This window comes from Rahnella sp. R3(2024) (genome assembly GCF_042920125.1).
Taxonomy (GTDB): domain Bacteria; phylum Pseudomonadota; class Gammaproteobacteria; order Enterobacterales; family Enterobacteriaceae; genus Rahnella; species Rahnella rivi.
On the sequence record NZ_JBHGBU010000001.1, the window covers coordinates 2,278,252 to 2,298,077 of the forward strand.

The 19,826-nt window shown below is 54.4% G+C and carries 17 protein-coding genes; 11 read left to right on the top strand and 6 right to left on the bottom strand.

Features of this window, described 5'->3' with window-relative positions; genetic code table 11:
* Window positions 1-7 precede the first annotated feature (7 nt).
* On the bottom strand, window positions 8-832 hold the full coding sequence (gene hdfR, locus ABSH60_RS10345; RefSeq protein ID WP_390973829.1) for an HTH-type transcriptional regulator HdfR: 825 nt from the start codon (window positions 830-832) through the stop codon (window positions 8-10).
* Between the two features lie 118 nt (window positions 833-950).
* Between hdfR and ABSH60_RS10350 the strand changes: the two genes are divergently transcribed.
* The gene (locus ABSH60_RS10350) at window positions 951-1,289 is read left to right on the top strand and encodes a DUF413 domain-containing protein (RefSeq protein WP_056772365.1); all 339 of its coding nucleotides are present in this window, start codon (window positions 951-953) and stop codon (window positions 1,287-1,289) included.
* Window positions 1,290-1,314: 25 nt separating this feature from the next.
* Here the strand turns inward: ABSH60_RS10350 and ABSH60_RS10355 are convergent, their stop codons facing one another.
* Complete coding sequence (locus ABSH60_RS10355) at window positions 1,315-2,850, bottom strand: YifB family Mg chelatase-like AAA ATPase (protein WP_390973831.1); 1,536 nt, start codon at window positions 2,848-2,850, stop codon at window positions 1,315-1,317.
* A 365-nt stretch (window positions 2,851-3,215) separates the two neighbouring features.
* On the opposite strand from ABSH60_RS10355, the gene ABSH60_RS10360 reads away from it, so the two are divergent.
* From ABSH60_RS10360 to ilvA, 7 genes are all read left to right on the top strand, one after another.
* The gene (locus ABSH60_RS10360) at window positions 3,216-4,454 is read left to right on the top strand and encodes an MFS transporter (protein ID WP_390973833.1); all 1,239 of its coding nucleotides are present in this window, start codon (window positions 3,216-3,218) and stop codon (window positions 4,452-4,454) included.
* Between the two features lie 132 nt (window positions 4,455-4,586).
* Window positions 4,587-4,688 (top strand): ilv operon leader peptide, encoded by a 102-nt coding sequence (gene ilvL / locus ABSH60_RS10365; RefSeq protein WP_015699153.1) that lies wholly within the window; start codon window positions 4,587-4,589, stop codon window positions 4,686-4,688.
* 146 nt (window positions 4,689-4,834) lie between these two features.
* A complete protein-coding gene (gene ilvG, locus ABSH60_RS10370; RefSeq protein WP_390973835.1) occupies window positions 4,835-6,481 on the top strand; it encodes an acetolactate synthase 2 catalytic subunit in 1,647 nt (548 codons plus the stop codon).
* Entirely contained in the window at window positions 6,478-6,741 is a 264-nt protein-coding gene (ilvM, locus tag ABSH60_RS10375; RefSeq protein WP_013577547.1) for an acetolactate synthase 2 small subunit, read from the top strand. Before ilvG ends, ilvM begins: the two co-directional genes overlap by 4 nt.
* A gap of 18 nt (window positions 6,742-6,759) precedes the next feature.
* Window positions 6,760-7,689, top strand: a complete 930-nt coding sequence (locus tag ABSH60_RS10380) for a branched-chain amino acid transaminase (protein ID WP_056772355.1) — start codon at window positions 6,760-6,762, stop codon at window positions 7,687-7,689.
* Window positions 7,690-7,762: 73 nt separating this feature from the next.
* Window positions 7,763-9,613, top strand: a complete 1,851-nt coding sequence (ilvD, locus tag ABSH60_RS10385; RefSeq protein ID WP_122096502.1) for a dihydroxy-acid dehydratase — start codon at window positions 7,763-7,765, stop codon at window positions 9,611-9,613.
* A 5-nt stretch (window positions 9,614-9,618) separates the two neighbouring features.
* Window positions 9,619-11,163 carry a threonine ammonia-lyase, biosynthetic gene (gene ilvA / locus ABSH60_RS10390; protein WP_122096503.1) on the top strand — a complete coding sequence of 515 codons (1,545 nt, stop codon included), beginning with the start codon at window positions 9,619-9,621 and terminating at the stop codon, window positions 11,161-11,163.
* A gap of 52 nt (window positions 11,164-11,215) precedes the next feature.
* On the opposite strand, the gene ilvY is transcribed toward ilvA, so the two are convergent.
* The gene (ilvY, locus tag ABSH60_RS10395) at window positions 11,216-12,097 is read right to left on the bottom strand and encodes an HTH-type transcriptional activator IlvY (RefSeq protein WP_056772346.1); all 882 of its coding nucleotides are present in this window, start codon (window positions 12,095-12,097) and stop codon (window positions 11,216-11,218) included.
* A 186-nt stretch (window positions 12,098-12,283) separates the two neighbouring features.
* On the opposite strand from ilvY, the gene ilvC reads away from it, so the two are divergent.
* Entirely contained in the window at window positions 12,284-13,759 is a 1,476-nt protein-coding gene (gene ilvC, locus ABSH60_RS10400; protein WP_056772344.1) for a ketol-acid reductoisomerase, read from the top strand.
* Between the two features lie 89 nt (window positions 13,760-13,848).
* Here ilvC and ppiC read toward each other — a convergent pair whose 3' ends face one another.
* Window positions 13,849-14,130: a peptidylprolyl isomerase PpiC gene (gene ppiC, locus ABSH60_RS10405; protein ID WP_056772340.1), complete on the bottom strand. Its 282-nt coding sequence runs from the start codon at window positions 14,128-14,130 to the stop codon at window positions 13,849-13,851.
* A gap of 175 nt (window positions 14,131-14,305) precedes the next feature.
* On the opposite strand from ppiC, the gene rep reads away from it, so the two are divergent.
* Window positions 14,306-16,330: a DNA helicase Rep gene (gene rep / locus ABSH60_RS10410; RefSeq protein WP_183850347.1), complete on the top strand. Its 2,025-nt coding sequence runs from the start codon at window positions 14,306-14,308 to the stop codon at window positions 16,328-16,330.
* 61 nt (window positions 16,331-16,391) lie between these two features.
* Here the strand turns inward: rep and gppA are convergent, their stop codons facing one another.
* Both gppA and rhlB read right to left on the bottom strand, forming a co-directional pair.
* The gene (gppA, locus tag ABSH60_RS10415; protein WP_122096505.1) at window positions 16,392-17,885 is read right to left on the bottom strand and encodes a guanosine-5'-triphosphate,3'-diphosphate diphosphatase; all 1,494 of its coding nucleotides are present in this window, start codon (window positions 17,883-17,885) and stop codon (window positions 16,392-16,394) included.
* A 6-nt stretch (window positions 17,886-17,891) separates the two neighbouring features.
* Window positions 17,892-19,184 carry an ATP-dependent RNA helicase RhlB gene (rhlB, locus tag ABSH60_RS10420; protein ID WP_056772328.1) on the bottom strand — a complete coding sequence of 431 codons (1,293 nt, stop codon included), beginning with the start codon at window positions 19,182-19,184 and terminating at the stop codon, window positions 17,892-17,894.
* A gap of 118 nt (window positions 19,185-19,302) precedes the next feature.
* On the opposite strand from rhlB, the gene trxA reads away from it, so the two are divergent.
* Entirely contained in the window at window positions 19,303-19,629 is a 327-nt protein-coding gene (trxA, locus tag ABSH60_RS10425) for a thioredoxin TrxA (RefSeq protein WP_013577537.1), read from the top strand.
* Window positions 19,630-19,826 lie beyond the last annotated feature (197 nt).

Genomic DNA, 19,826 nt, shown 5'->3' on the forward strand with positions numbered 1-19,826 from the left:
GGCAGGCTCAGAGATGAGTGATCAGCTGTGTTTTGAGTAACTGACGGATCAAAACCTGCTGATCGCTGTTTTGCAGCCACACCGCGTAGAGCGGGCGGATCACCGGTGGAACGTCTTCATGCACTGCAAGTTGTGGGTATTCTTTTGCCCAGTGTGCAGGCAGGAAAGCACAACCACCGGTTTGTTCAAGCAACTGACGCGTCAGATGCGCCGAGGTTGTTGTCAGCACCGGCTCCTGATCGCTATTCTGCAATTTTTCCTGCTGTGGAAAATCTGCACCCCATTCCAGCTTCACGTAAGGCGAATGCTCGCTTCTGACCGTTTTCTGCGATGAAAAAAGTCGTAACGAGAAATTACCCAGCAACTGGCTTGAGAGTTCATCCATCTTTGGCGGCTCGGTAGTGATCAGCAAATCCAGTTGTCTTTCATGCAATTGCTTCACCAGTGACTGGCGTAACGCGATGCGCGCTTCCAGCCGTAACGTGTCACGTTGCACATAGAGAGACTGCATCCAGGGGGTCAGATACGCTTCCCAGAGCGATGCCGTGGCACCAATCGACAATTCTGTGTGCTGTAACGAGCGTATCACCTCTTTTTTCGCCAGTTGCCAGGTAGACATCAGATTTTCGGCGTAAGGCAGCAGGCGCTCTCCTGCGGGCGTTAAGCGGATATTATTTCGATGGCGGGTGAATAAATTCGCACCAAGTTGAGTTTCCAGTTGCCGGATACGAAAGCTGACAGCGGATTGCGTAAGATAGAGAGATTCCGCCGCCCGACCAAAGTGGCGAGTTCTACTGACCTCCAAAAAGGTTTTCAGTAATTCCGTGTCCAAAACCATCTCCAATTATTTTTGTCGTTAAGATTTAAATGTTTTGTTTTACACAATGTCAAGCCTAACTAATACTCCGCGCCATAACAGCACGACCATGAGAGAATTAGGAGCGTGTCAGATGGCGGAAAGCTTCACCACGACAAGTCGTTTTTTTGATAATAAACATTACCCTCGCGGGTTCTCCCGGCATGGCGATTTCACCATTAAAGAAGCGCAAATGCTAGAACGTTACGGCTTTGCCTTTAACGAACTGGATTTGGGAAAACGCGAGCCAGCAACCGACGAAGAAAAGCTGTTCCTTGAGGTTTGCCGCGGTACGCGTGAACCGGTAACGGATGCAGAAAAAGTGTGGAACAAATACATTGTCCGCACGCGTCGTCCGAAGAAATTCCACACGTTGTCTGGCGGTAAGCCGCAGGCTGACGCTGTAGAAGACTACACGGAAAGCGACGACTAATGAAACGGGGCTCTGCCCCGTTTTTTTATGCCAGACTCTTATGCAGCGTTAACAATAGCCTATCCATGCTGCGATAGCTCAGCGCCTCCGCAATATGTTTGCGTTCAATGGCTTCACAGCCCCCCAAATCGGCCAGCGTTCGCGCGACTTTAAGAATGCGATGCCAGGCTCTCACCGACAATCCCAGTTTATGCAGTACCTCTTCCAGAAATTCCGCATCCGCTTTGGTTAAAACACAATACAACTCAACTTCACTGCTTTTGAGATGGGCGTTAATTTTCCCCGCCCGATTTAACTGAATGTCCCTGGCGATCAACACCCGCTCCCGCACTTCTGCGCTACTTTCCCTCACGACAGGCGCATGATTTTGCTGGCTCAAAATACCCGGCGGTAAAAGCGGTACTTCAATCGATAAATCGAAACGGTCAAGGAAAGGCCCTGATAGCCGGCTCAGATAGCGTAAGACCTGCTGTGGCGGCGTGCGGTTATGGACGCCCTGATAATGTCCGGTCGGGCTGGGATTCATCGCGGCAATCAGTTGTGCTCTTGCCGGATAGCGTACTTTCGCCCGGGCGCGGGAAATGGTGATTTCGCCGGACTCCATTGGCTGGCGCAGAGCATCCAAAACCTGACGCTGAAATTCAGGCAGCTCATCAAGAAACAGAACGCCGTTGTGGGCCAGAGAAATTTCTCCCGGTCTGGGCAACGAACCGCCGCCAACCAGCGCACTCATCGACGTGCTGTGATGCGGCGCGCGAAACGGGCGAACGCGGGAAAACTCACCGTCTTCCTCCGGGTTATACACCAGGCTGGCGATGGCCGCGGTTTCCAGTTTTTCTTCATTGCTCAGGGGCGGCAGCAATCCGGGTAACCGGCTGGCGAGCATGGTTTTGCCTGTGCCAGGCGGGCCAATCAGCAGTAAGTTATGGCCGCCTGCAGCGGCGACTTCCAGCGCTCGCTTGGACTGCTCCTGACCGATGATTTCCGCAATGTCGGGTGGATTCGCCTGCGCGGAAGTCTGCGCCGGGTATTCGATGGTCGGCAGGTTGTCTTCGCCCTGAAGAAAGGCGCAAACCTGTAGCAAATGTCCGGCGATGCGCGCGACGCCGGGATCCAGCAGCGTCATTTCCGCCTGATTGTTTTGCGGGAGGATCAGGATGCGCCCCTCTTTTTGCGCCTCAAGTGCGGCCGGGATTGCGCCGTTAACGCTGCGTAATGCACCTGAAAGCCCGAGTTCACCTAAGAATTCATATTCATTCAGCTTATCTCCCTGCAATTGCTCAGAGGCCACCAGAATCGCCAGCGCTATCGACAGATCGTAGCGGCCGCCTTCCTTGGGTAAATCTGCGGGCGCGAGGTTCACGGTGATGCGCTTTGCCGGGAAAGTGAATCCGCAGTTAATGATTGCGCTGCGCACACGGTCTCTGGCTTCTTTAACGGTGGTTTCAGGCAATCCGACCAGCGTCAGCGCGGGTAAGCCGTTGCTGATATGCACTTCGACAGAGACGCCGGGTGCCTGAACGCCCAGCGATGCGCGCGTAAATACCACGGCTAATGACATGCTTTTTCCTTTGCGGTGAAAATTCCTGACAACAGCATGCCGTAATGCCCGACAGTTGCGGAAATAAGATCTCAGCCCTGCGCAACGTTACGCAAAAAATCTCATGAATTTAGCAAATGAAATCAGAGGGCTGTGCGGCGTCTCGCATAAGTCGCAACATCCTCTAACAGCTTGTGGTGTATGGAAACAAATTAGCGGGCTAATTAAGTTGCTGGTTTGTGCATCAGCGGTGTTTAATTTGAATGTATTTAACAATAAACAAACAAATACCAATTATTAATTAACATCTCTCTGCCTCACCGAGGATTTTCCGGATCGGCTCGTTGAGCGCATTGCCTGCATCTTTCCGGAATAGGGATACACCCATGTTTGGTTGGACTTCACGGCAGCGAAACGTTGCCATCGCCAGTTTTTTGAGCTGGACTCTCGACGCCTTCGATTTTTTTATTTTAGTCTTTCTTCTCAGTGATATAGCGACCGCATTTCAGGTGGATATCAAAGAGGTCACGCTGGCTATTTTACTGACGCTGGCAGTGCGGCCGATTGGCGCGCTGGTGTTTGGGCGGGCAGCGGAAAAATACGGGCGTAAGCCGGTGCTGATGGTGAACATTGCCTGCTTTTCCATTTTTGAATTGTGTACGGCAGCAGCACCTTCGCTGACCATTTTCCTGATCCTCCGTGTGATTTACGGGATCGCGATGGGCGGTGTCTGGGGTGTGGCGTCATCACTGGCGATGGAAACCATCCCCGACCGTTCACGCGGCATGATGTCGGGGATTTTCCAGGCCGGTTATCCGTTTGGTTATCTGCTGGCGGCGGTGGTGTACGGGCTGTTCTCAGAACTGGTTGGCTGGCGCGGAATGTTTGTGATCGGTGCGGTGCCCGTTTTCTTGCTGCCGTTCATCTGGTTCAAAGTGCAGGAATCCCCGGTCTGGCTGGCCGCCCGTGAGCGAAAAGAAAGTACAGCGTTGCTGCCGGTGCTGAAAACGCACTGGAAACTCTGCGTCTATCTGGTGGTGCTGATGGCGGCGTTCAATTTCTTCAGCCACGGAACGCAGGATCTCTACCCCTCATTCCTGAAAGTTCAGCATGGTTTTGATGCACATACGGTCAGCCTGATCGCCATCAGTTACACCATAGCCTCGATCATTGGCGGTATCTTCTTTGGCACGCTGTCAGAGAAAATAGGGCGGAAAAAAGCCATTATTATCGCGGCCTTACTCTCATTACCGGTGATCCCTCTGTGGGCTTTCTCCAGCGGAACCTGGACCATCGGGCTGGGGGCTTTCCTGATGCAGTTTATGGTGCAGGGCGCGTGGGGCGTTATTCCGTCTTATCTCACCGAGCTGGTGCCGGCCAATACCCGCGCGGTGCTGCCCGGTTTTGTTTATCAGCTTGGGAATCTGCTGGCGTCGGTCAATGCCACGTTGCAGGCAAGCATTGCTGAAAGTCACGGACATAACTACGGACTGGCGATGGCCATTGTGGCCGGGACGGTGGCGATCGTGATTTCTGTGCTGGTGGCGTTTGGCCGGGATACGCGCGGAAAAGCGATAACAGGAGCAATAAATAATCAGGCGACCGATCAACCCGCTAAGGTTTGATTTTTCACTGAATTTTTCGCTGATGCTGCGACGGGCCGCAATTAATAACGCAAGAAAAATGTTGTCATTAAATGCATTACTGTGATAACTCTGTAGGCAATCGTTCGCAATATGAATTATAGAAACCGAAAAATGAAAGCCCTTCTCCTCGTAGTTAGCCTAGTCGTGATTAGCGTGGTGGTGATTATTATCCCACCGTGCGGGGCTGCACTTGGACGAAGAAAGGCTTATTAAACAAGCCTGAACCTGAAAAGAAACCCCGCACCGAAAGGTCCGGGGTTTTTTTTTGGTCAGGAATTTCAGAGAACAGTGAAGCGGGGTCGGAAAATGAGCAACAGCATAATGTTCTGCACTTGTCGCAAAAAGGCAGGAGAATAAGGATGAACGGAGCACAGTGGGTAGTACAAGCGTTGCGTGCGCAGGGGGTAGATATGGTGTTTGGTTATCCCGGCGGGGCAATCATGCCGGTATACGATGCACTGTATGACGGCGGCGTGGAACACCTGTTGTGCCGGCACGAGCAAGGTGCCGCAATGGCCGCCATCGGCTATGCCCGTTCAACCGGAAAAGTCGGCGTGTGTATTGCCACTTCCGGCCCTGGCGCGACCAACCTGATCACCGGTCTGGCCGACGCGCTGTTAGATTCCGTTCCGCTGGTGGCCATCACCGGTCAGGTTGGCTCCGCCTTTATCGGCACCGACGCTTTCCAGGAGATCGACGTTTTAGGTTTGTCCCTGGCCTGCACCAAACACAGTTTCCTGGTGGAATCGCTGGACGCATTGCCGGAAATCATGGCTGAAGCATTTGCCATCGCCAGCTCCGGCCGTCCGGGCCCGGTGCTGATCGACATCCCGAAAGACATCCAGCTGGCGACCGGCGAACTGCCACCCCATCTGCTGGCGGTGGAAGAATCTTTCCCGCACCCGGTTGCTGCACTGGAACAGGCCCGCGCCATGATTGCCGCCGCGCAAAAACCAATGCTGTATATCGGCGGCGGTGTCGGGATGGCGCAGGCGGTTCCTGCATTACGCGATTTTATCTCGGTCACCGGCATTCCTGCGGTGGCCACGCTGAAAGGCCTGGGCGCGCCGGATGCCACTGACCCCTGCTATCTGGGCATGTTGGGAATGCACGGCACCAAAGCGGCGAATCTGGCGGTTCAGTCTTCTGACTTACTGATCGCCGTTGGAGCTCGTTTCGATGACCGTGTTACCGGAAAACTGAACACCTTTGCGCCGCACGCAGCGGTTATCCATATGGATATCGATCCGGCTGAGCTGAACAAACTGCGTCAGGCGCACGTGGCGTTGCAGGGTGATCTGAATGCGCTGTTACCGGCGCTGCAACAGCCACTGAAGATCAACGCATGGCGTGATGAAGTGATGACGCTGAAAGCGCAGGGCGAATGGCGCTACGACCATCCGGGCGAAGCGATTTATGCGCCGCTGCTGCTGAAACAAATCTCTGATCGTAAATCGGCGAATACTGTGGTGACGACTGACGTCGGCCAGCATCAGATGTGGACCGCGCAACATATGCAGTTCACCCGCCCGGAAAACTTCATCACCTCCAGCGGTCTGGGCACTATGGGCTTTGGCGTTCCGGCAGCCGTCGGCGCACAGGTTGCCCGCCCGGATGACATGGTGATCTGCGTTTCCGGTGACGGTTCCTTCATGATGAATGTTCAGGAGCTGGGCACCATCAAGCGAAAACAGTTGCCCGTCAAAATCCTGCTGCTGGATAACCAGCGGTTAGGGATGGTTCGACAGTGGCAGGAATTGTTCTTCGACGGACGCTTCAGTGAAACCAACCTCTCCGATAACCCCGATTTTGTGACGCTGGCCAGCGCATTTAACATCCCCGGCCAACGTATTCACCGTAAAGACCAAGTCGATGCCGCTCTGGACGCCTTCTTCAACAGCGAAGGTCCGTATTTGCTTCAGGTTTCCATCGACGAAAATGAAAATGTCTGGCCTCTGGTGCCACCGGGCGCAGGCAACGAAACCATGTTGGAGAAAATGTCATGATGCAGCATAACGTCTCAATCCAGGCCCGTTTCCGCCCTGAAATGTTGGAACGCGTATTACGCGTTGTTCGCCACCGTGGTTTTCAGGTATGCGCGATGAACATGACCCCGATGGTCAATGCGGAAAACATAAATATCGAATTGACCGTTGCCAGCCAGCGGCCGGTAGATTTACTGTCTTCACAGTTACGCAAACTTATGGATGTCGCCTGTGTCGAGATCCAGCAACACACATCACAACAAATACGCGCGAATGCGTGAGTAATAGGGACGATAAGAATGACGAAGAAAGCTGATTACATTTGGTTCAATGGCGAGATGGTTCCGTGGGCAGACGCGAAGGTTCACGTGATGTCACACGCGTTGCATTACGGCACGTCTGTCTTCGAAGGCGTACGTTGCTACGACTCCCATAAAGGTCCGGTCGTCTTCCGCCACCGTGAACATATGCAGCGTCTGCGCGATTCCGCCAAAATCTACCGTATGCCGGTTTCTCAGAGTGTTGATGAGCTGATGGAAGCCTGCCGCGAAACCCTGCGCAAAAACAATCTGGTCAGCGCCTATATCCGTCCGCTGGTGTTTGTGGGCGATGTCGGCATGGGTGTGAATCCACCGGATGGCTACAAAACTGACGTGATCATTGCCGCCTTCCCGTGGGGCGCCTATCTGGGTGAAGAAGCGCTGGAACAGGGCATCGACGCGATGGTGTCTTCCTGGAACCGCGTTGCCGCCAACACCATTCCCACTGCCGCGAAAGCCGGTGGTAACTACCTGTCCTCATTGCTGGTCGGCAGCGAAGCGCGTCGCCACGGTTATCAGGAAGGGATCGCGCTGGACGTTCACGGTTATGTCTCTGAAGGTGCAGGCGAAAACCTGTTTGAAGTGAAAGAAGGCATTCTGTTCACGCCTCCGTTTACCTCTTCCGCGCTGCCGGGTATCACCCGTGACGCTATTATTAAACTGGCGAAAGATATGGGTCTGGAAGTGCGTGAGCAGGTATTGTCCCGTGAATCCCTGTATCTGGCAGATGAAGTCTTCATGTCCGGCACCGCCGCAGAAATCACGCCAGTACGCAGCGTGGACGGCATTCAGGTCGGCATCGGCAAACGTGGTCCGGTGACCAAACAAATTCAGGATGCGTTCTTCGGCCTGTTCACCGGCAAAACCGAAGACAAATGGGGTTGGCTGGATCCCATCAACCCTCAGTAGTCACAAGAATAAGAATTGCGCAGGTAGCGATTTCGCTGCCTGCTAAACAGAAATGATTTGGAGTGAACAGAGCATGCCTAAGTACCGTTCCCACACCACGACTCATGGCCGCAACATGGCTGGCGCCCGCGCATTATGGCGTGCCACCGGCATGACCGATGACGATTTCGGTAAGCCCATTATTGCCGTCGTCAACTCCTTTACCCAGTTCGTACCGGGCCACGTTCACTTGCGCGATCTGGGTAAACTGGTTGCCGAGCAAATCGAAGCCTCCGGCGGCGTAGCGAAAGAATTTAATACCATCGCCGTGGATGACGGGATCGCCATGGGTCATGGCGGCATGCTGTATTCATTGCCTTCGCGCGAACTGATCGCGGATTCCGTGGAATACATGGTGAACGCGCACTGCGCCGATGCCATGGTGTGTATTTCCAACTGCGACAAAATCACCCCGGGAATGCTGATGGCGTCACTGCGCCTGAACATTCCGGTGATCTTCGTTTCCGGCGGTCCGATGGAAGCCGGTAAAACCAAGCTGTCCGACAAAATCATCAAACTCGACCTGGTCGATGCGATGATTCAGGGCGCAAACCCGAACGTCAGCGATGCTGACAGCGAACAAATCGAACGTTCTGCCTGTCCGACCTGTGGTTCCTGTTCCGGTATGTTCACCGCCAACTCCATGAACTGTCTGACCGAAGCGCTGGGCCTGTCTCAGCCGGGTAACGGTTCATTGCTGGCGACCCACGCCGACCGCCGGGATCTGTTCCTGAATGCCGGTCGTCGTATCGTTGAGCTGACCAAACGTTATTACGAAAAAGATGATGAATCCGCGTTGCCACGCAACATCGCCAGCAAAGCGGCATTCGAAAATGCCATGACGCTGGATATCGCCATGGGCGGTTCCACTAACACCGTTCTTCACCTGTTGGCTGCGGCGCAGGAAGGCGGCATCGAGTTCGATATGATCGACATCGACCGTCTGTCACGCGTTGTACCACACCTGTGTAAAGTGGCACCGAGCACGCCGAAATATCATATGGAGGACGTTCACCGCGCCGGTGGCGTGCTGGCAATTTTGGGCGAGCTGGATCGTGCGAACCTGCTGAACCGCGACGTGAAAAACATCCTGGGCCTGAATCTGACGCAGACGCTTGAACAGTACGACATCATGCTGACCAAAGACGAAGCGGTGAAAAAAATGTTCCGCGCAGGCCCGGCAGGTATCCGTACCACGCAGGCATTCTCTCAGGATTGCCGCTGGGACACGCTGGATGATGACCGCGCGGAAGGGTGTATCCGCTCGCTGGAACATGCGTTCAGCAAAGACGGCGGTCTGGCCGTGCTTTACGGCAACATCGCCGAAGCGGGCAGTATCGTGAAAACCGCAGGCGTGGATAAATCCAACCTGACTTTCCGTGGCCCGGCCAAAGTGTACGAAAGCCAGGATGATGCGGTTTCCGCAATCCTCGGTGGCAAAGTTGTGTCCGGCGACGTCGTGGTTATCCGCTACGAAGGGCCAAAAGGCGGTCCGGGCATGCAGGAAATGCTGTATCCGACCACCTACCTGAAATCCATGGGTCTGGGCAAAGAGTGTGCGCTGATCACCGACGGTCGTTTCTCCGGCGGCACTTCCGGCCTGTCCATCGGCCACGTTTCTCCGGAAGCGGGCAGCGGCGGCATGATTGCGCTGGTGGAGGATGGCGACATCATTGATATCGATATTCCGAACCGCAAAATGGTACTGGACGTTCCTGCGGCTGAACTGGCTGCCCGTCACGAAGCCGAACTGGCGCGTGGCGACAAAGCCTGGACGCCGAAGAACCGCGAACGCGTGGTGTCTCTGGCGCTGCGTGCTTACGCATTGCTGGCGACCAGTGCCGATAAAGGCGCCGTTCGCGACAAGTCTAAGCTGGGAGGCTAAAGGCCATGGCGGTATCTCAACCTCTGCCCGATCAGCCGGGTGGTGCCGAATATCTGCGCGCCGTGCTGCGTGCGCCGGTTTATGAAGTCGCACAGGTGACGCCTTTGCAGGTCATGGAAAAGATCTCTTCCCGGCTGGGTAACACCATTCTGGTGAAGAGGGAGGACCGCCAGGCTGTTCACAGTTTTAAACTGCGCGGTGCGTATTCCATGATCGCCAGCCTGACCGAAGAGCAGGCCGCACGCGGCGTGATTACGGCTTCTGCCGGTAACCACGCACAGGGCGTTGCGCTTTCGGCGACCAAAAAAGGCATTAAATCGCTGATCGTGATGCCGGTGGCGACCGCTGACATCAAGGTCGATGCCGTGCGTAATTTCGGTGGCGAAGTGCTGCTGCATGGTGCGAATTTCGATGAGGCGAAAGCCAAAGCGATTACGCTGTCGCAGGAACAGGGCATGACCTTTGTGCCGCCGTTTGACCATCCGGCGGTGATCGCCGGACAGGGCACGCTGGCGATGGAACTGCTGCAACAGGATGCGCATCTGGACCGCGTCTTCGTGCCCGTCGGTGGCGGTGGGCTTGCGGCGGGTGTCGCAGTACTGATCAAACAGCTGATGCCGCAGATTCAGGTGATCGGCGTTGAAGCGGAAGATTCGGCTTGTCTGCGCGCGGCACTCGATGCCGGTGAACCGGTTGATCTGGCGCGTGTCGGGTTGTTCGCCGAAGGCGTGGCCGTGAAGCGCATCGGGACGGAAACCTTCCGCCTGTGTCGTGAATATCTGGATGATGTGATCACCGTTGACAGTGATTCTATCTGCGCGGCCGTGAAAGATTTGTTCGAAGATGTGCGTGCGATTGCTGAACCTTCCGGCGCGCTGGCGCTGGCGGGGCTGAAGAAATACGTTCAGCAGCACAACATTCAGGGCGAGCGTCTGGCGCATGTGCTTTCCGGCGCGAACGTGAATTTCCACGGTCTGCGTTATGTGTCAGAACGCTGCGAGCTGGGCGAGCAACGCGAAGCGCTGCTGGCGGTGACCATTCCTGAGCGCAAAGGCAGCTTCCTGAAATTCTGTCAGCTGTTGGGTGGCCGTTCGGTAACGGAGTTCAATTACCGTTATGCCGATGCCGACAACGCCTGCATTTTCGTCGGCGTGCGTCTGACGCGCGGACATGCGGAACGTCTGGAAATCATCGACGAACTGAATCACGACGGTTATCAGGTGGTCGATCTTTCTGATGATGAAATGGCGAAACTGCATGTGCGTTACATGGTGGGCGGGCGTCCGACCAAGCCTCTGCGCGAGCGGCTTTACAGCTTTGAGTTCCCGGAATCCCCCGGCGCTTTGCTGAAATTCCTGCACACGCTGGGCACGCACTGGAATATTTCGCTATTCCATTATCGCAGCCACGGCACCGATTTTGGTCGCGTGCTGGCAGCGTTTGAGCTGAACGAGGAAGAGCCGGAGTTCGAACAGAACCTGAAGGCGTTGGGTTATGACTGTCACAACGAAAGTGATAATCCGGCATTCCGCTTCTTCTTAGCGGGCTGATAACGAAAACGGGACGCCTGAAAAGCGTCCCGTTTTTTATTGCCTGAAAGGCTCAGAGCAACTGCCAGAACGCGTCAATCAGCGGTTCGTTGAGGCGTTTTTTCTGCACGCAGACGCCCAGCTCCAGCGGTGCGCCGACGGCAACGTTATCCAGAATGGTAATGCGGTTGCGGATGGATTCCGGGCTGTTGTCGACCACGACCGACGGGATCAGCGCAATGCCGCAGCCAAGCGCGACCATCGAAACAATCGCTTCATGGCCGGACACCGTGGCGTAAATCAGCGGATTAGTCAGACGGTTGCGTTTGAACCAGATGTCGATACGTTTTCGCGCCGGGCCATGCTCGGGAAGAATAAACGGGATCCGCGACCAGTCGGGATGAGGTTCGCTGACCTGGGTGCGTACCGCGCAGGGCAGGGAAGGCGAAATCAGGATCATTGAGATTTCGCCAATCTTTGCGAAATCGACGCTGCCCGGCAGACTTTCAGGATGTCCGGCGATACCTAAATCCGCGTCGGTAGACTGCACTTTTTCGACCGCATCGGCGGCATCGCCGGTGGTCAGTTTGATTTCGACCAGCGGATGCTGTGCGCGGAAGCGGTCCAGAATCGGCGGCAGATGGCTGTAGGCGGCGGTCACCGAGCAAAACAGACGCAGTTCGCCGCTCAGCGTCGGGCCATGCTGATCCAGCCCGCTGCGCAGTTGCTGGTAATGCAGCAGCGTCTGCTGGGCAAAGTTTCTGAGCTGTTCGCCCGCGCTGGTCAGCTGCACGGTGCGGTTATCACGCTGAAACAGCGGCTGGCCGAGCTCCTCTTCCAGCCGCTGGATCTGGCGCGAAAGCGTGGACGGGCTGACATGCATCGCCTTCGATGAACGGCCAAAATGGCGGCTTTCCGCCAGATGTAAAAACAGTTTCAGATCACGTAAGTCCATAACGATTACCCGGTTTTCTCGCATTAAAGATGGCTGTTCAGGAGTATTGCATAATCTGCAACGTCATCTTCGTAATATATCAATTTAAGCAATATGTCGCATGACATATAGTGAATTCACGGCGTTCACCGGCTCACCGGTGAAACAAAAAATAACAGCACTTACCTCGAAAGAACGGAGCAAGACATGGCTAACTATTTCAACACACTGAACCTGCGCCAGCAGCTGGCACAACTGGGCAAATGCCGCTTCATGGGTCGCGATGAATTCGCCGACGAAGCCAGCTACCTCAAAGGTAAAAAAGTGGTGATCGTGGGCTGTGGCGCACAAGGTTTGAACCAGGGTCTGAACATGCGTGATTCTGGCCTGGATGTGTCATATACCCTGCGTGCAGAAGCGATTGCCGAGAAACGCGCTTCATGGCGTAAAGCGACTGAAAACGGCTTTAAAGTCGGCACTTACGAAGAACTGATCCCGCAGGCGGATCTGGTGGTTAACCTGACGCCAGACAAACAGCACAGCGCGGTAGTAAAAGCCGTTCAGCCTCTGATGAAAGATGGCGCAACCCTGGGCTATTCCCACGGTTTCAACATCGTTGAAGTGGGCGAGCAAATCCGTAAAGACATCACCGTGGTGATGGTTGCGCCGAAATGTCCGGGCACCGAAGTACGTGAAGAATACAAACGCGGTTTCGGTGTACCGACGCTGATCGCAGTTCACCCGGAAAACGATCCGAAAGGCGAAGGCATGGCGATTGCTAAAGCCTGGGCAGCAGCCACCGGCGGCCACCGTGCGGGCGTTCTGCAGTCTTCCTTCGTTGCCGAAGTGAAATCTGACCTGATGGGCGAGCAGACTATCCTGTGCGGTATGTTGCAGGCCGGTTCTCTGCTGTGCTTCGACAAACTGGTTGCTGACGGCGTTGATGAAGCTTACGCAGAAAAACTGCTGCAGTTCGGCTGGGAAACCATCACCGAAGCGCTGAAACAAGGCGGCATCACGCTGATGATGGACCGTCTGTCCAACCCGGCGAAACTGCGTGCTTATGCGCTGTCCGAACAACTGAAAGAGATCATGGCGCCACTGTTCCAGAAACACATGGACGACATCATCTCCGGCGAATTCTCCAGCGGCATGATGGCTGACTGGGCGAACGACGACAAAAACCTGCTGACCTGGCGTGAAGAAACGGGCGCCACTGCGTTCGAAAACGCACCACAGTTCGACGGTAAAATCTCTGAGCAGGAATACTTCGACCACGGCGTTGTGATGATTGCGATGGTGAAAGCGGGCGTTGAGCTGGCCTTCGAAACCATGGTGGCTTCCGGCATCATCGAAGAGTCTGCTTACTACGAATCACTGCACGAACTGCCGCTGATCGCCAACACCGTTGCACGTAAGCGTCTGTACGAAATGAACGTGGTTATCTCTGATACCGCAGAATACGGTAACTACCTGTTCGCTAACGCCGCCGTACCGTTGCTGAAAGAGTTCATGACCACGCTGCAGGCGGGCGATTTGGGCAAATCAGTGGCTGAAACGCAGGTTGATAACGCGCAGCTGCGTGATGTTAACGAAGCGATTCGCAATCACCCGATCGAGTCAATTGGCCGCACTCTGCGTGGCTATATGACTGACATGAAACGCATTGCGGTAGCGAGTTAATTCGTTAACCCTCAGGTATGAAATAGAAATAAAAAGGGCACTGCATGAAAATGCGGTGCCCTTTCTTTTGGTTCTGACAGAGGCAGAACTTAGTTGCGGTACAAAATCTTAATGATGTGGTAACCGAACTGAGTGTGCAGCGGGCCTTGTGGCTCGATCAGCGGTGCAGAGAAAACCACTTTATCGAAAGCCGGCACCATTGCGCCTTGCTTGAATTCACCTAAATGGCCGCCTTTCTTACCTGACGGGCAGGTAGAGTGCTTCTTAGCCAGCTTCTCAAAATCGCCACCGTTCTTCAGTTGTTCCAGAAGTTCCAGTGCCTGTGCTTCTTCCTTTACCAGGATATGCATTGCTGCAGCAGTTTTTGCCATGATGTAGACCTTTTTGCGAGAGTGTTTCCAGACGCGTAATGTAACATCTGCAACGGCGCATGGGGAATCCGGCCTGCGTTCCGGGATAACAAATTGCACGGTAAAGCCTGTCAATCTCAGCCGACGTTTCTGCTACAATCGCCGTCCTTGTCTATCAGGTGAGCAAAAATACGCCATGCGATTAAACCCCAGCCAACAACACGCCGTCGAATCTGTCACCGGACCCTGCCTGGTTCTGGCGGGTGCCGGCTCCGGCAAAACCAGGGTGATTACCAATAAAATCGCACACCTGATCCGTGAATGTGGCTATCAGGCACGTCACATTGCGGCCGTGACCTTTACCAACAAAGCCGCGCGCGAAATGAAAGAGCGTGTCGGACAAACCCTCGGGCGCAAAGAAGCGCGGGGGCTGCTGATTGCCACCTTCCATACGTTGGGGCTGGAAATCATCAAACGCGAATTTGCTGCGCTGGGCATGAAATCTAACTTTTCTCTGTTTGACGATCAGGACCAGCTGGCGCTGCTCAAAGAGCTGAGCGAGAAGTGGCTGGAGAACGACAAAACGTTATTGCAGCAGCTGGTTTCCACGATCTCAAACTGGAAAAATGATCTGGTGGATCCTTCTCATGCCGCCGGACTGGCGCGTTCGGAACGCGATCAGATTTTCGCGCATTGCTACAGCCTTTATCACGACCACATGCGCGCCTGTAATATTCTCGATTTCGATGATCTGATCCTGCTGCCGACGCTGCTGTTGCAGAAGAATGAAGAAGTGCGCGAGCGCTGGCAGAACAAGCTGCGTTATCTGCTGGTCGATGAATATCAGGACACCAACACCAGCCAGTACATGATGGTGAAACTGTTGGTGGGTAACCGCGCGCGCTTTACGGTGGTAGGGGACGATGACCAGTCGATTTACTCCTGGCGCGGTGCACGACCGCAAAACCTGGTGCTGCTGAAAGAAGATTTCCCGCAGTTGCAGGTGATCAAGCTGGAGCAGAACTACCGTTCCACGCAACGCATCCTGAAAGCCGCCAACATCCTGATCGCCAATAACCCGCATGTGTTCGAGAAGCGTTTGTTCTCTGAGCTGGCTTACGGCGAATCACTGAAAGTTGTGACGGCAAATAATGAAGACCATGAAGCGGAACGCGTCGTGGGCGAGCTGATCGCTCATCACTTCATCAATAAAACCGCTTACGGCGATTACGCGATTTTGTACCGCGGTAATCACCAGTCGCGTCTGTTTGAAAAAATGCTGATGCAGAACCGCATTCCGTACCGGATTTCCGGTGGCACCTCTTTCTTCTCACGCCCGGAGATCAAAGACCTGCTGGCGTATCTGCGCGTGCTGACCAACCCGGACGACGACAGCGCTTTCCTGCGTATCGTGAATACGCCGCGTCGCGAAATCGGTGCCGCCACCTTACAGAAACTGGGTGAGTGGGCGAATCAGCGTAACAAAGGGTTGTTCAAAGCCAGTTTTGATATGGGCTTGAGCCAGTCCCTGACCGGTCGCGGGCTGGAATCTTTGCAACGTTTCACCCACTGGATGGGCAATATTTCCGAGCTGGCAGAACGTGAACCTGTCGCCGCCGTGCGGGATTTGATCCACGGGGTTGATTACGAAAGCTGGCTGTTCGAAACGTCGCCGAGCCCGAAAGCCGCCGAGATGCGCATGAAAAACGTCAATCAGCTGTTCAGCTGGATGACCGAAATGCTCGAAGGCACCGATCTGGATGAGCCGATGACGCTCACGCAGGTGGTCACGCGCTTTACGCTGCGTGACATGATGGAGCGCGGTGAAAACGACGAAGAGTTGGATCAGGTCCAGCTGATGACGCTGCATGCCTCAAAAGGCCTTGAGTTCCCGTATGTCTATCTGGTCGGTATGGAAGAGGGGCTGTTGCCGCACCAGAGCAGCATTGATGAAGATAACGTGGATGAAGAGCGGCGTCTGGCTTATGTGGGGATTACCCGTGCGCAGAAAGAGCTGACGTTTACCCTTTGCCGTGAGCGTCGCCAATATGGCGAGCTGATCCGCCCGGAACCGAGCCGTTTCCTGATGGAATTACCGCAGGACGATCTGGCGTGGGAAAGTGAACGTAAAGTGGTGAGCGCGCAGGAACGCATGGTGAAAGGGCAGAGCCATCTGGAAAAAATCCGTGAACAACTGGCGAAAGCCAAAGGCGGAAATTGACAGACAAAGAAAAGGCAGGGGATAAACCCTGCCTTAGTAGCATGACGGTGTGTCGAAAAATTCAGCTCTGCTCTTCGACAAACAGCGGCCAGTGGACATAACTCTGCCAGTGACTTTCCTGTTCTAACTCTTCGGCCCGCAGCGGATGCTGTTCCAGCCAGCCCTGCGGCACAATCACACTCAGCTCATCATCGTTAGCGCGTAAACGCACGGCAGGCAATGTGTCGTCGCGACGACGGCTGGCAAAGATAATCGCCAGGCGCAGAATTCGGCAAAGGCGCTGCGCCAGACGAGGCGGCAAAGCATTTTGCTCATTCAGCAACGGCAAATCGAGTGTGCTGTTCTGGTTCTGCAGAAGGGTCGCCAGCAGTTTTTTCTGTGCCGGAGTGAAACCCGGTAAGTCTAAATGCCGGATCAGATAAGCCGCGTGTTGCGGGGCCTTTTTGAAATCGACGCTCAAACCTATTTCGTGGATCAGACAGGCGCTGTTGAGTAACTCACGGGCGCGGGCATCCAGCTTCCATTCCTGTGCCACCTGCAGCGAGAAGTTCTCCGCCAGCTGTGCCACGCGTTGCGCCTGCTCATTATCCAGCAGATAGCGACGTTGCAGATTACGCAATGTACGCTGGCGGATATCGTGCTCGATCGGCAAATGCAGCATGCCGTACACCAGACCTTCGCGCAGCGCGCCGCCGGCCAGTGTCATCGTTTCGATGTTCAGCGTTTTGAAAATGGCGATCAGAATGGACAGTCCGCTTGGGAAAACCAGCGCACGTTCGAGAGTCAGGCCTTCAATTTCCAGCTCTTCCAGTTTACCGCACTGAATCGCGCGCTGTTTGAGCTGCTGAAGTTTAGGCAGAGTGATGCGCTCATCCATGCCTTGCGCGACCATGATTTCCTGCAAAGCCTGGACGGTGCCGGAAGCACCGACGCAGATTTGCCAGCCGTTCGCGATAAGATCCGGTGCCACCGGCAGGATCATCTCGATCGCAGCCTGTTCGGCCTGATCGAAGTTTTCCTTTGCCAGATTGCGGTCGGTAAAATAGCGCTCCAGCCAGGTCACACAGCCCATTGGCATGCTGAAAAGGGTAATCGCCTGTGCGCCGACACCGGTTACTAATTCGGTGCTGCCGCCGCCAATATCCACCACCAGACGTTTATCCGGACCCCCCGTGGTATGGGCGACGCCGTGATAAATCAGGCGGGCTTCCTCTTCACCGGTAATCACCTGAATCGGGCAGCCAAGGATTTCCTGCGCTTTGATGAGAAATTCATCGGCATTACTGGCAAGCCGCAGCGTCGCCGTGGCGACCACGCGGATTTGTGCGCGTGGGATATCCTGCAATCTTTCAGAAAACAGCTTCAGACATTGCCAGCCGCGTTGCATGGCTTCCTGAGAAAGCAGGTTCTGCTTATCCAGACCGGCAGCCAGACGCACTTTGCGCTTGATTCTGGCGAGGGTCTGGATACTGCCTGCCACCTCACGAACAACCAGCATATGAAAGCTGTTAGAGCCCAGATCGATTGCTGCGTAGAGTGAGGTGGAGCTTAGCATAGGTTATCAGCCCGGACGTTTACGGTTGCTGCGCGGTGCACTGCTGCGACGCGAAGACGAATTGCTGTTACGACGCGGACCATTGCCGGTGCGTGAACGTGCCAGACGTTTTGGCGCAGGCAAATCAGTCAACAGTGCTTCGCTGCTGTATTTGCTGACCGGAATACTGTGGCCGGTATAGGTTTCGATCGCCGTCAGGTTCAGGGCATATTCTTCACATGCCAGGCTGATGGAATGACCGCTCAGGCCAGCACGGCCGGTACGACCGATACGGTGAACGTAATCTTCACAGTCATCAGGTAAGTCATAGTTGAAGACGTGTGTCACGGCAGGAATGTGCAAGCCGCGCGCAGCCACGTCAGTGGCAACCAGAATATCCAGCGTGCCTTTAGTGAAGTCTTCCAGAACGCGCAGGCGTTTTTTCTGAGGAACGTCACCGGTCAGCAAACCGACGCGATGACCATCGGCAGCCAGATGGCCCCAGACGTCTTCACAGCGGTGCTTGGTATTGGCGAAAATGATGCAGCGATCTGGCCATTCTTCTTCAATCAGCGTCTGCAACAGGCGCATCTTTTCTTCATTGGAAGGATAGAACAGCTCTTCCTGAATACGGTGACCTGTTTTTTGCTCCGGTTCGATCTCAATCGACTCGGCATTATTCATGTTTTCAAACGCCAGTTCTTTCACGCGATAGGACAGCGTCGCTGAGAACAGCATGTTCAGACGTTCAGTAGCAGGCGGCATCCGGCGGAAGATCCAGCGGATATCTTTGATGAAGCCCAGATCGAACATGCGGTCTGCTTCATCCAGTACCACCACCTGAATCGCGCCCAGGTCGATGTGGTTCTGTTTTGCGTAATCGATAAGACGGCCAGTGGTCCCAATCAGGATGTCCACGCCGCTTTCCAGAACTTTAAGCTGTTTGTCGTAGCCGTCACCGCCGTATGCCAGACCTAATTTCAGGCCGGTAGACTCGGATAATGCTTCGGCATCGGAGTGGATCTGCACCGCGAGTTCACGTGTAGGTGCCATGATCAAGGCACGCGGCTGGTTGGTCTTACGACCCTCCGCAGCAGGGTGAGAAAGCAGATAATGGAAAGTAGACGCTAGAAAAGCCAGCGTCTTGCCGGTACCGGTTTGCGCCTGACCTGCAACATCACGCCCAGCGAGCGTGATTGGCAATGCTAATGCCTGGATAGGTGTGCAGTAATGGAAGCCTTTCTTTTCAAGGGCTTCCACTGCAAGCGGGTGCAGGGCGAAGTCGGAAAACTTCTTTTCGGTCAAGTGTGTTTTGCTCATAGTGTGGTAGAATATCAGCTAACTATTGCTTTACGAAAGCGTATCCGGTGAAATAAAGTCAACCTAATGTTGGTTAATGCTACATCAACAAGGTAAAGATAATCCTTTGGAGTAGAACATGAGCGATAAAATTATTCACCTGACCGATGACAGTTTCGACAACGACGTATTGAAAGCCGAAGGGCTGGTGCTGGTCGATTTCTGGGCTGAGTGGTGCGGACCATGTAAAATGATCGCTCCGATTCTGGATGAAATTGCCACTGAGTTCGAAGGCAAGCTGACCATCGCGAAGTTGAACATCGACGAAAACCCAGGTACTGCACCTAAATACGGCATCCGTGGTATTCCTACCCTGCTGTTATTTAAAGGCGGCGAAGTCGCAGCAACTAAAGTTGGCGCACTGTCGAAAGGTCAGCTGAAAGAGTTCTTAACAGCTAATCTGTAAGCGGTCGGGATGACCCAAGCCAGGTGTTTAGCGGGCTGCCGTGTTTTTCACAATGTCCGCTAGACGCCTGTCAAGAAGCGTGCTAAGTTTACGCTTACTGCAAATAGAGCTTACCTGTAGTTTGATTCTTACGTTTTACTCTGTTGTGTCAAAAACATCTGCCTGATAGTTTCTTTGAATAAAAATTAAATTGAACT

What these genes read in the sequence shown, in the direction of transcription:
- ABSH60_RS10350 (WP_056772365.1), top strand. Translation starts at nt 951, where the DNA reads ATGGCGGAAAGCTTCACCACGACAAGTCGTTTTTTTGATAATAAACAT.
- ABSH60_RS10355 (WP_390973831.1), bottom strand. Translation starts at nt 2,850, where the DNA reads ATGTCATTAGCCGTGGTATTTACGCGCGCATCGCTGGGCGTTCAGGCA.
- ABSH60_RS10360 (WP_390973833.1), top strand. Translation starts at nt 3,216, where the DNA reads ATGTTTGGTTGGACTTCACGGCAGCGAAACGTTGCCATCGCCAGTTTT.
- ilvL (WP_015699153.1), top strand. Translation starts at nt 4,587, where the DNA reads ATGAAAGCCCTTCTCCTCGTAGTTAGCCTAGTCGTGATTAGCGTGGTG.
- ilvG (WP_390973835.1), top strand. Translation starts at nt 4,835, where the DNA reads ATGAACGGAGCACAGTGGGTAGTACAAGCGTTGCGTGCGCAGGGGGTA.
- ilvM (WP_013577547.1), top strand. Translation starts at nt 6,478, where the DNA reads ATGATGCAGCATAACGTCTCAATCCAGGCCCGTTTCCGCCCTGAAATG.
- ABSH60_RS10380 (WP_056772355.1), top strand. Translation starts at nt 6,760, where the DNA reads ATGACGAAGAAAGCTGATTACATTTGGTTCAATGGCGAGATGGTTCCG.
- ilvD (WP_122096502.1), top strand. Translation starts at nt 7,763, where the DNA reads ATGCCTAAGTACCGTTCCCACACCACGACTCATGGCCGCAACATGGCT.
- ilvA (WP_122096503.1), top strand. Translation starts at nt 9,619, where the DNA reads ATGGCGGTATCTCAACCTCTGCCCGATCAGCCGGGTGGTGCCGAATAT.
- ilvY (WP_056772346.1), bottom strand. Translation starts at nt 12,097, where the DNA reads ATGGACTTACGTGATCTGAAACTGTTTTTACATCTGGCGGAAAGCCGC.
- ilvC (WP_056772344.1), top strand. Translation starts at nt 12,284, where the DNA reads ATGGCTAACTATTTCAACACACTGAACCTGCGCCAGCAGCTGGCACAA.
- ppiC (WP_056772340.1), bottom strand. Translation starts at nt 14,130, where the DNA reads ATGGCAAAAACTGCTGCAGCAATGCATATCCTGGTAAAGGAAGAAGCA.
- rep (WP_183850347.1), top strand. Translation starts at nt 14,306, where the DNA reads ATGCGATTAAACCCCAGCCAACAACACGCCGTCGAATCTGTCACCGGA.
- gppA (WP_122096505.1), bottom strand. Translation starts at nt 17,885, where the DNA reads ATGCTAAGCTCCACCTCACTCTACGCAGCAATCGATCTGGGCTCTAAC.
- rhlB (WP_056772328.1), bottom strand. Translation starts at nt 19,184, where the DNA reads ATGAGCAAAACACACTTGACCGAAAAGAAGTTTTCCGACTTCGCCCTG.
- trxA (WP_013577537.1), top strand. Translation starts at nt 19,303, where the DNA reads ATGAGCGATAAAATTATTCACCTGACCGATGACAGTTTCGACAACGAC.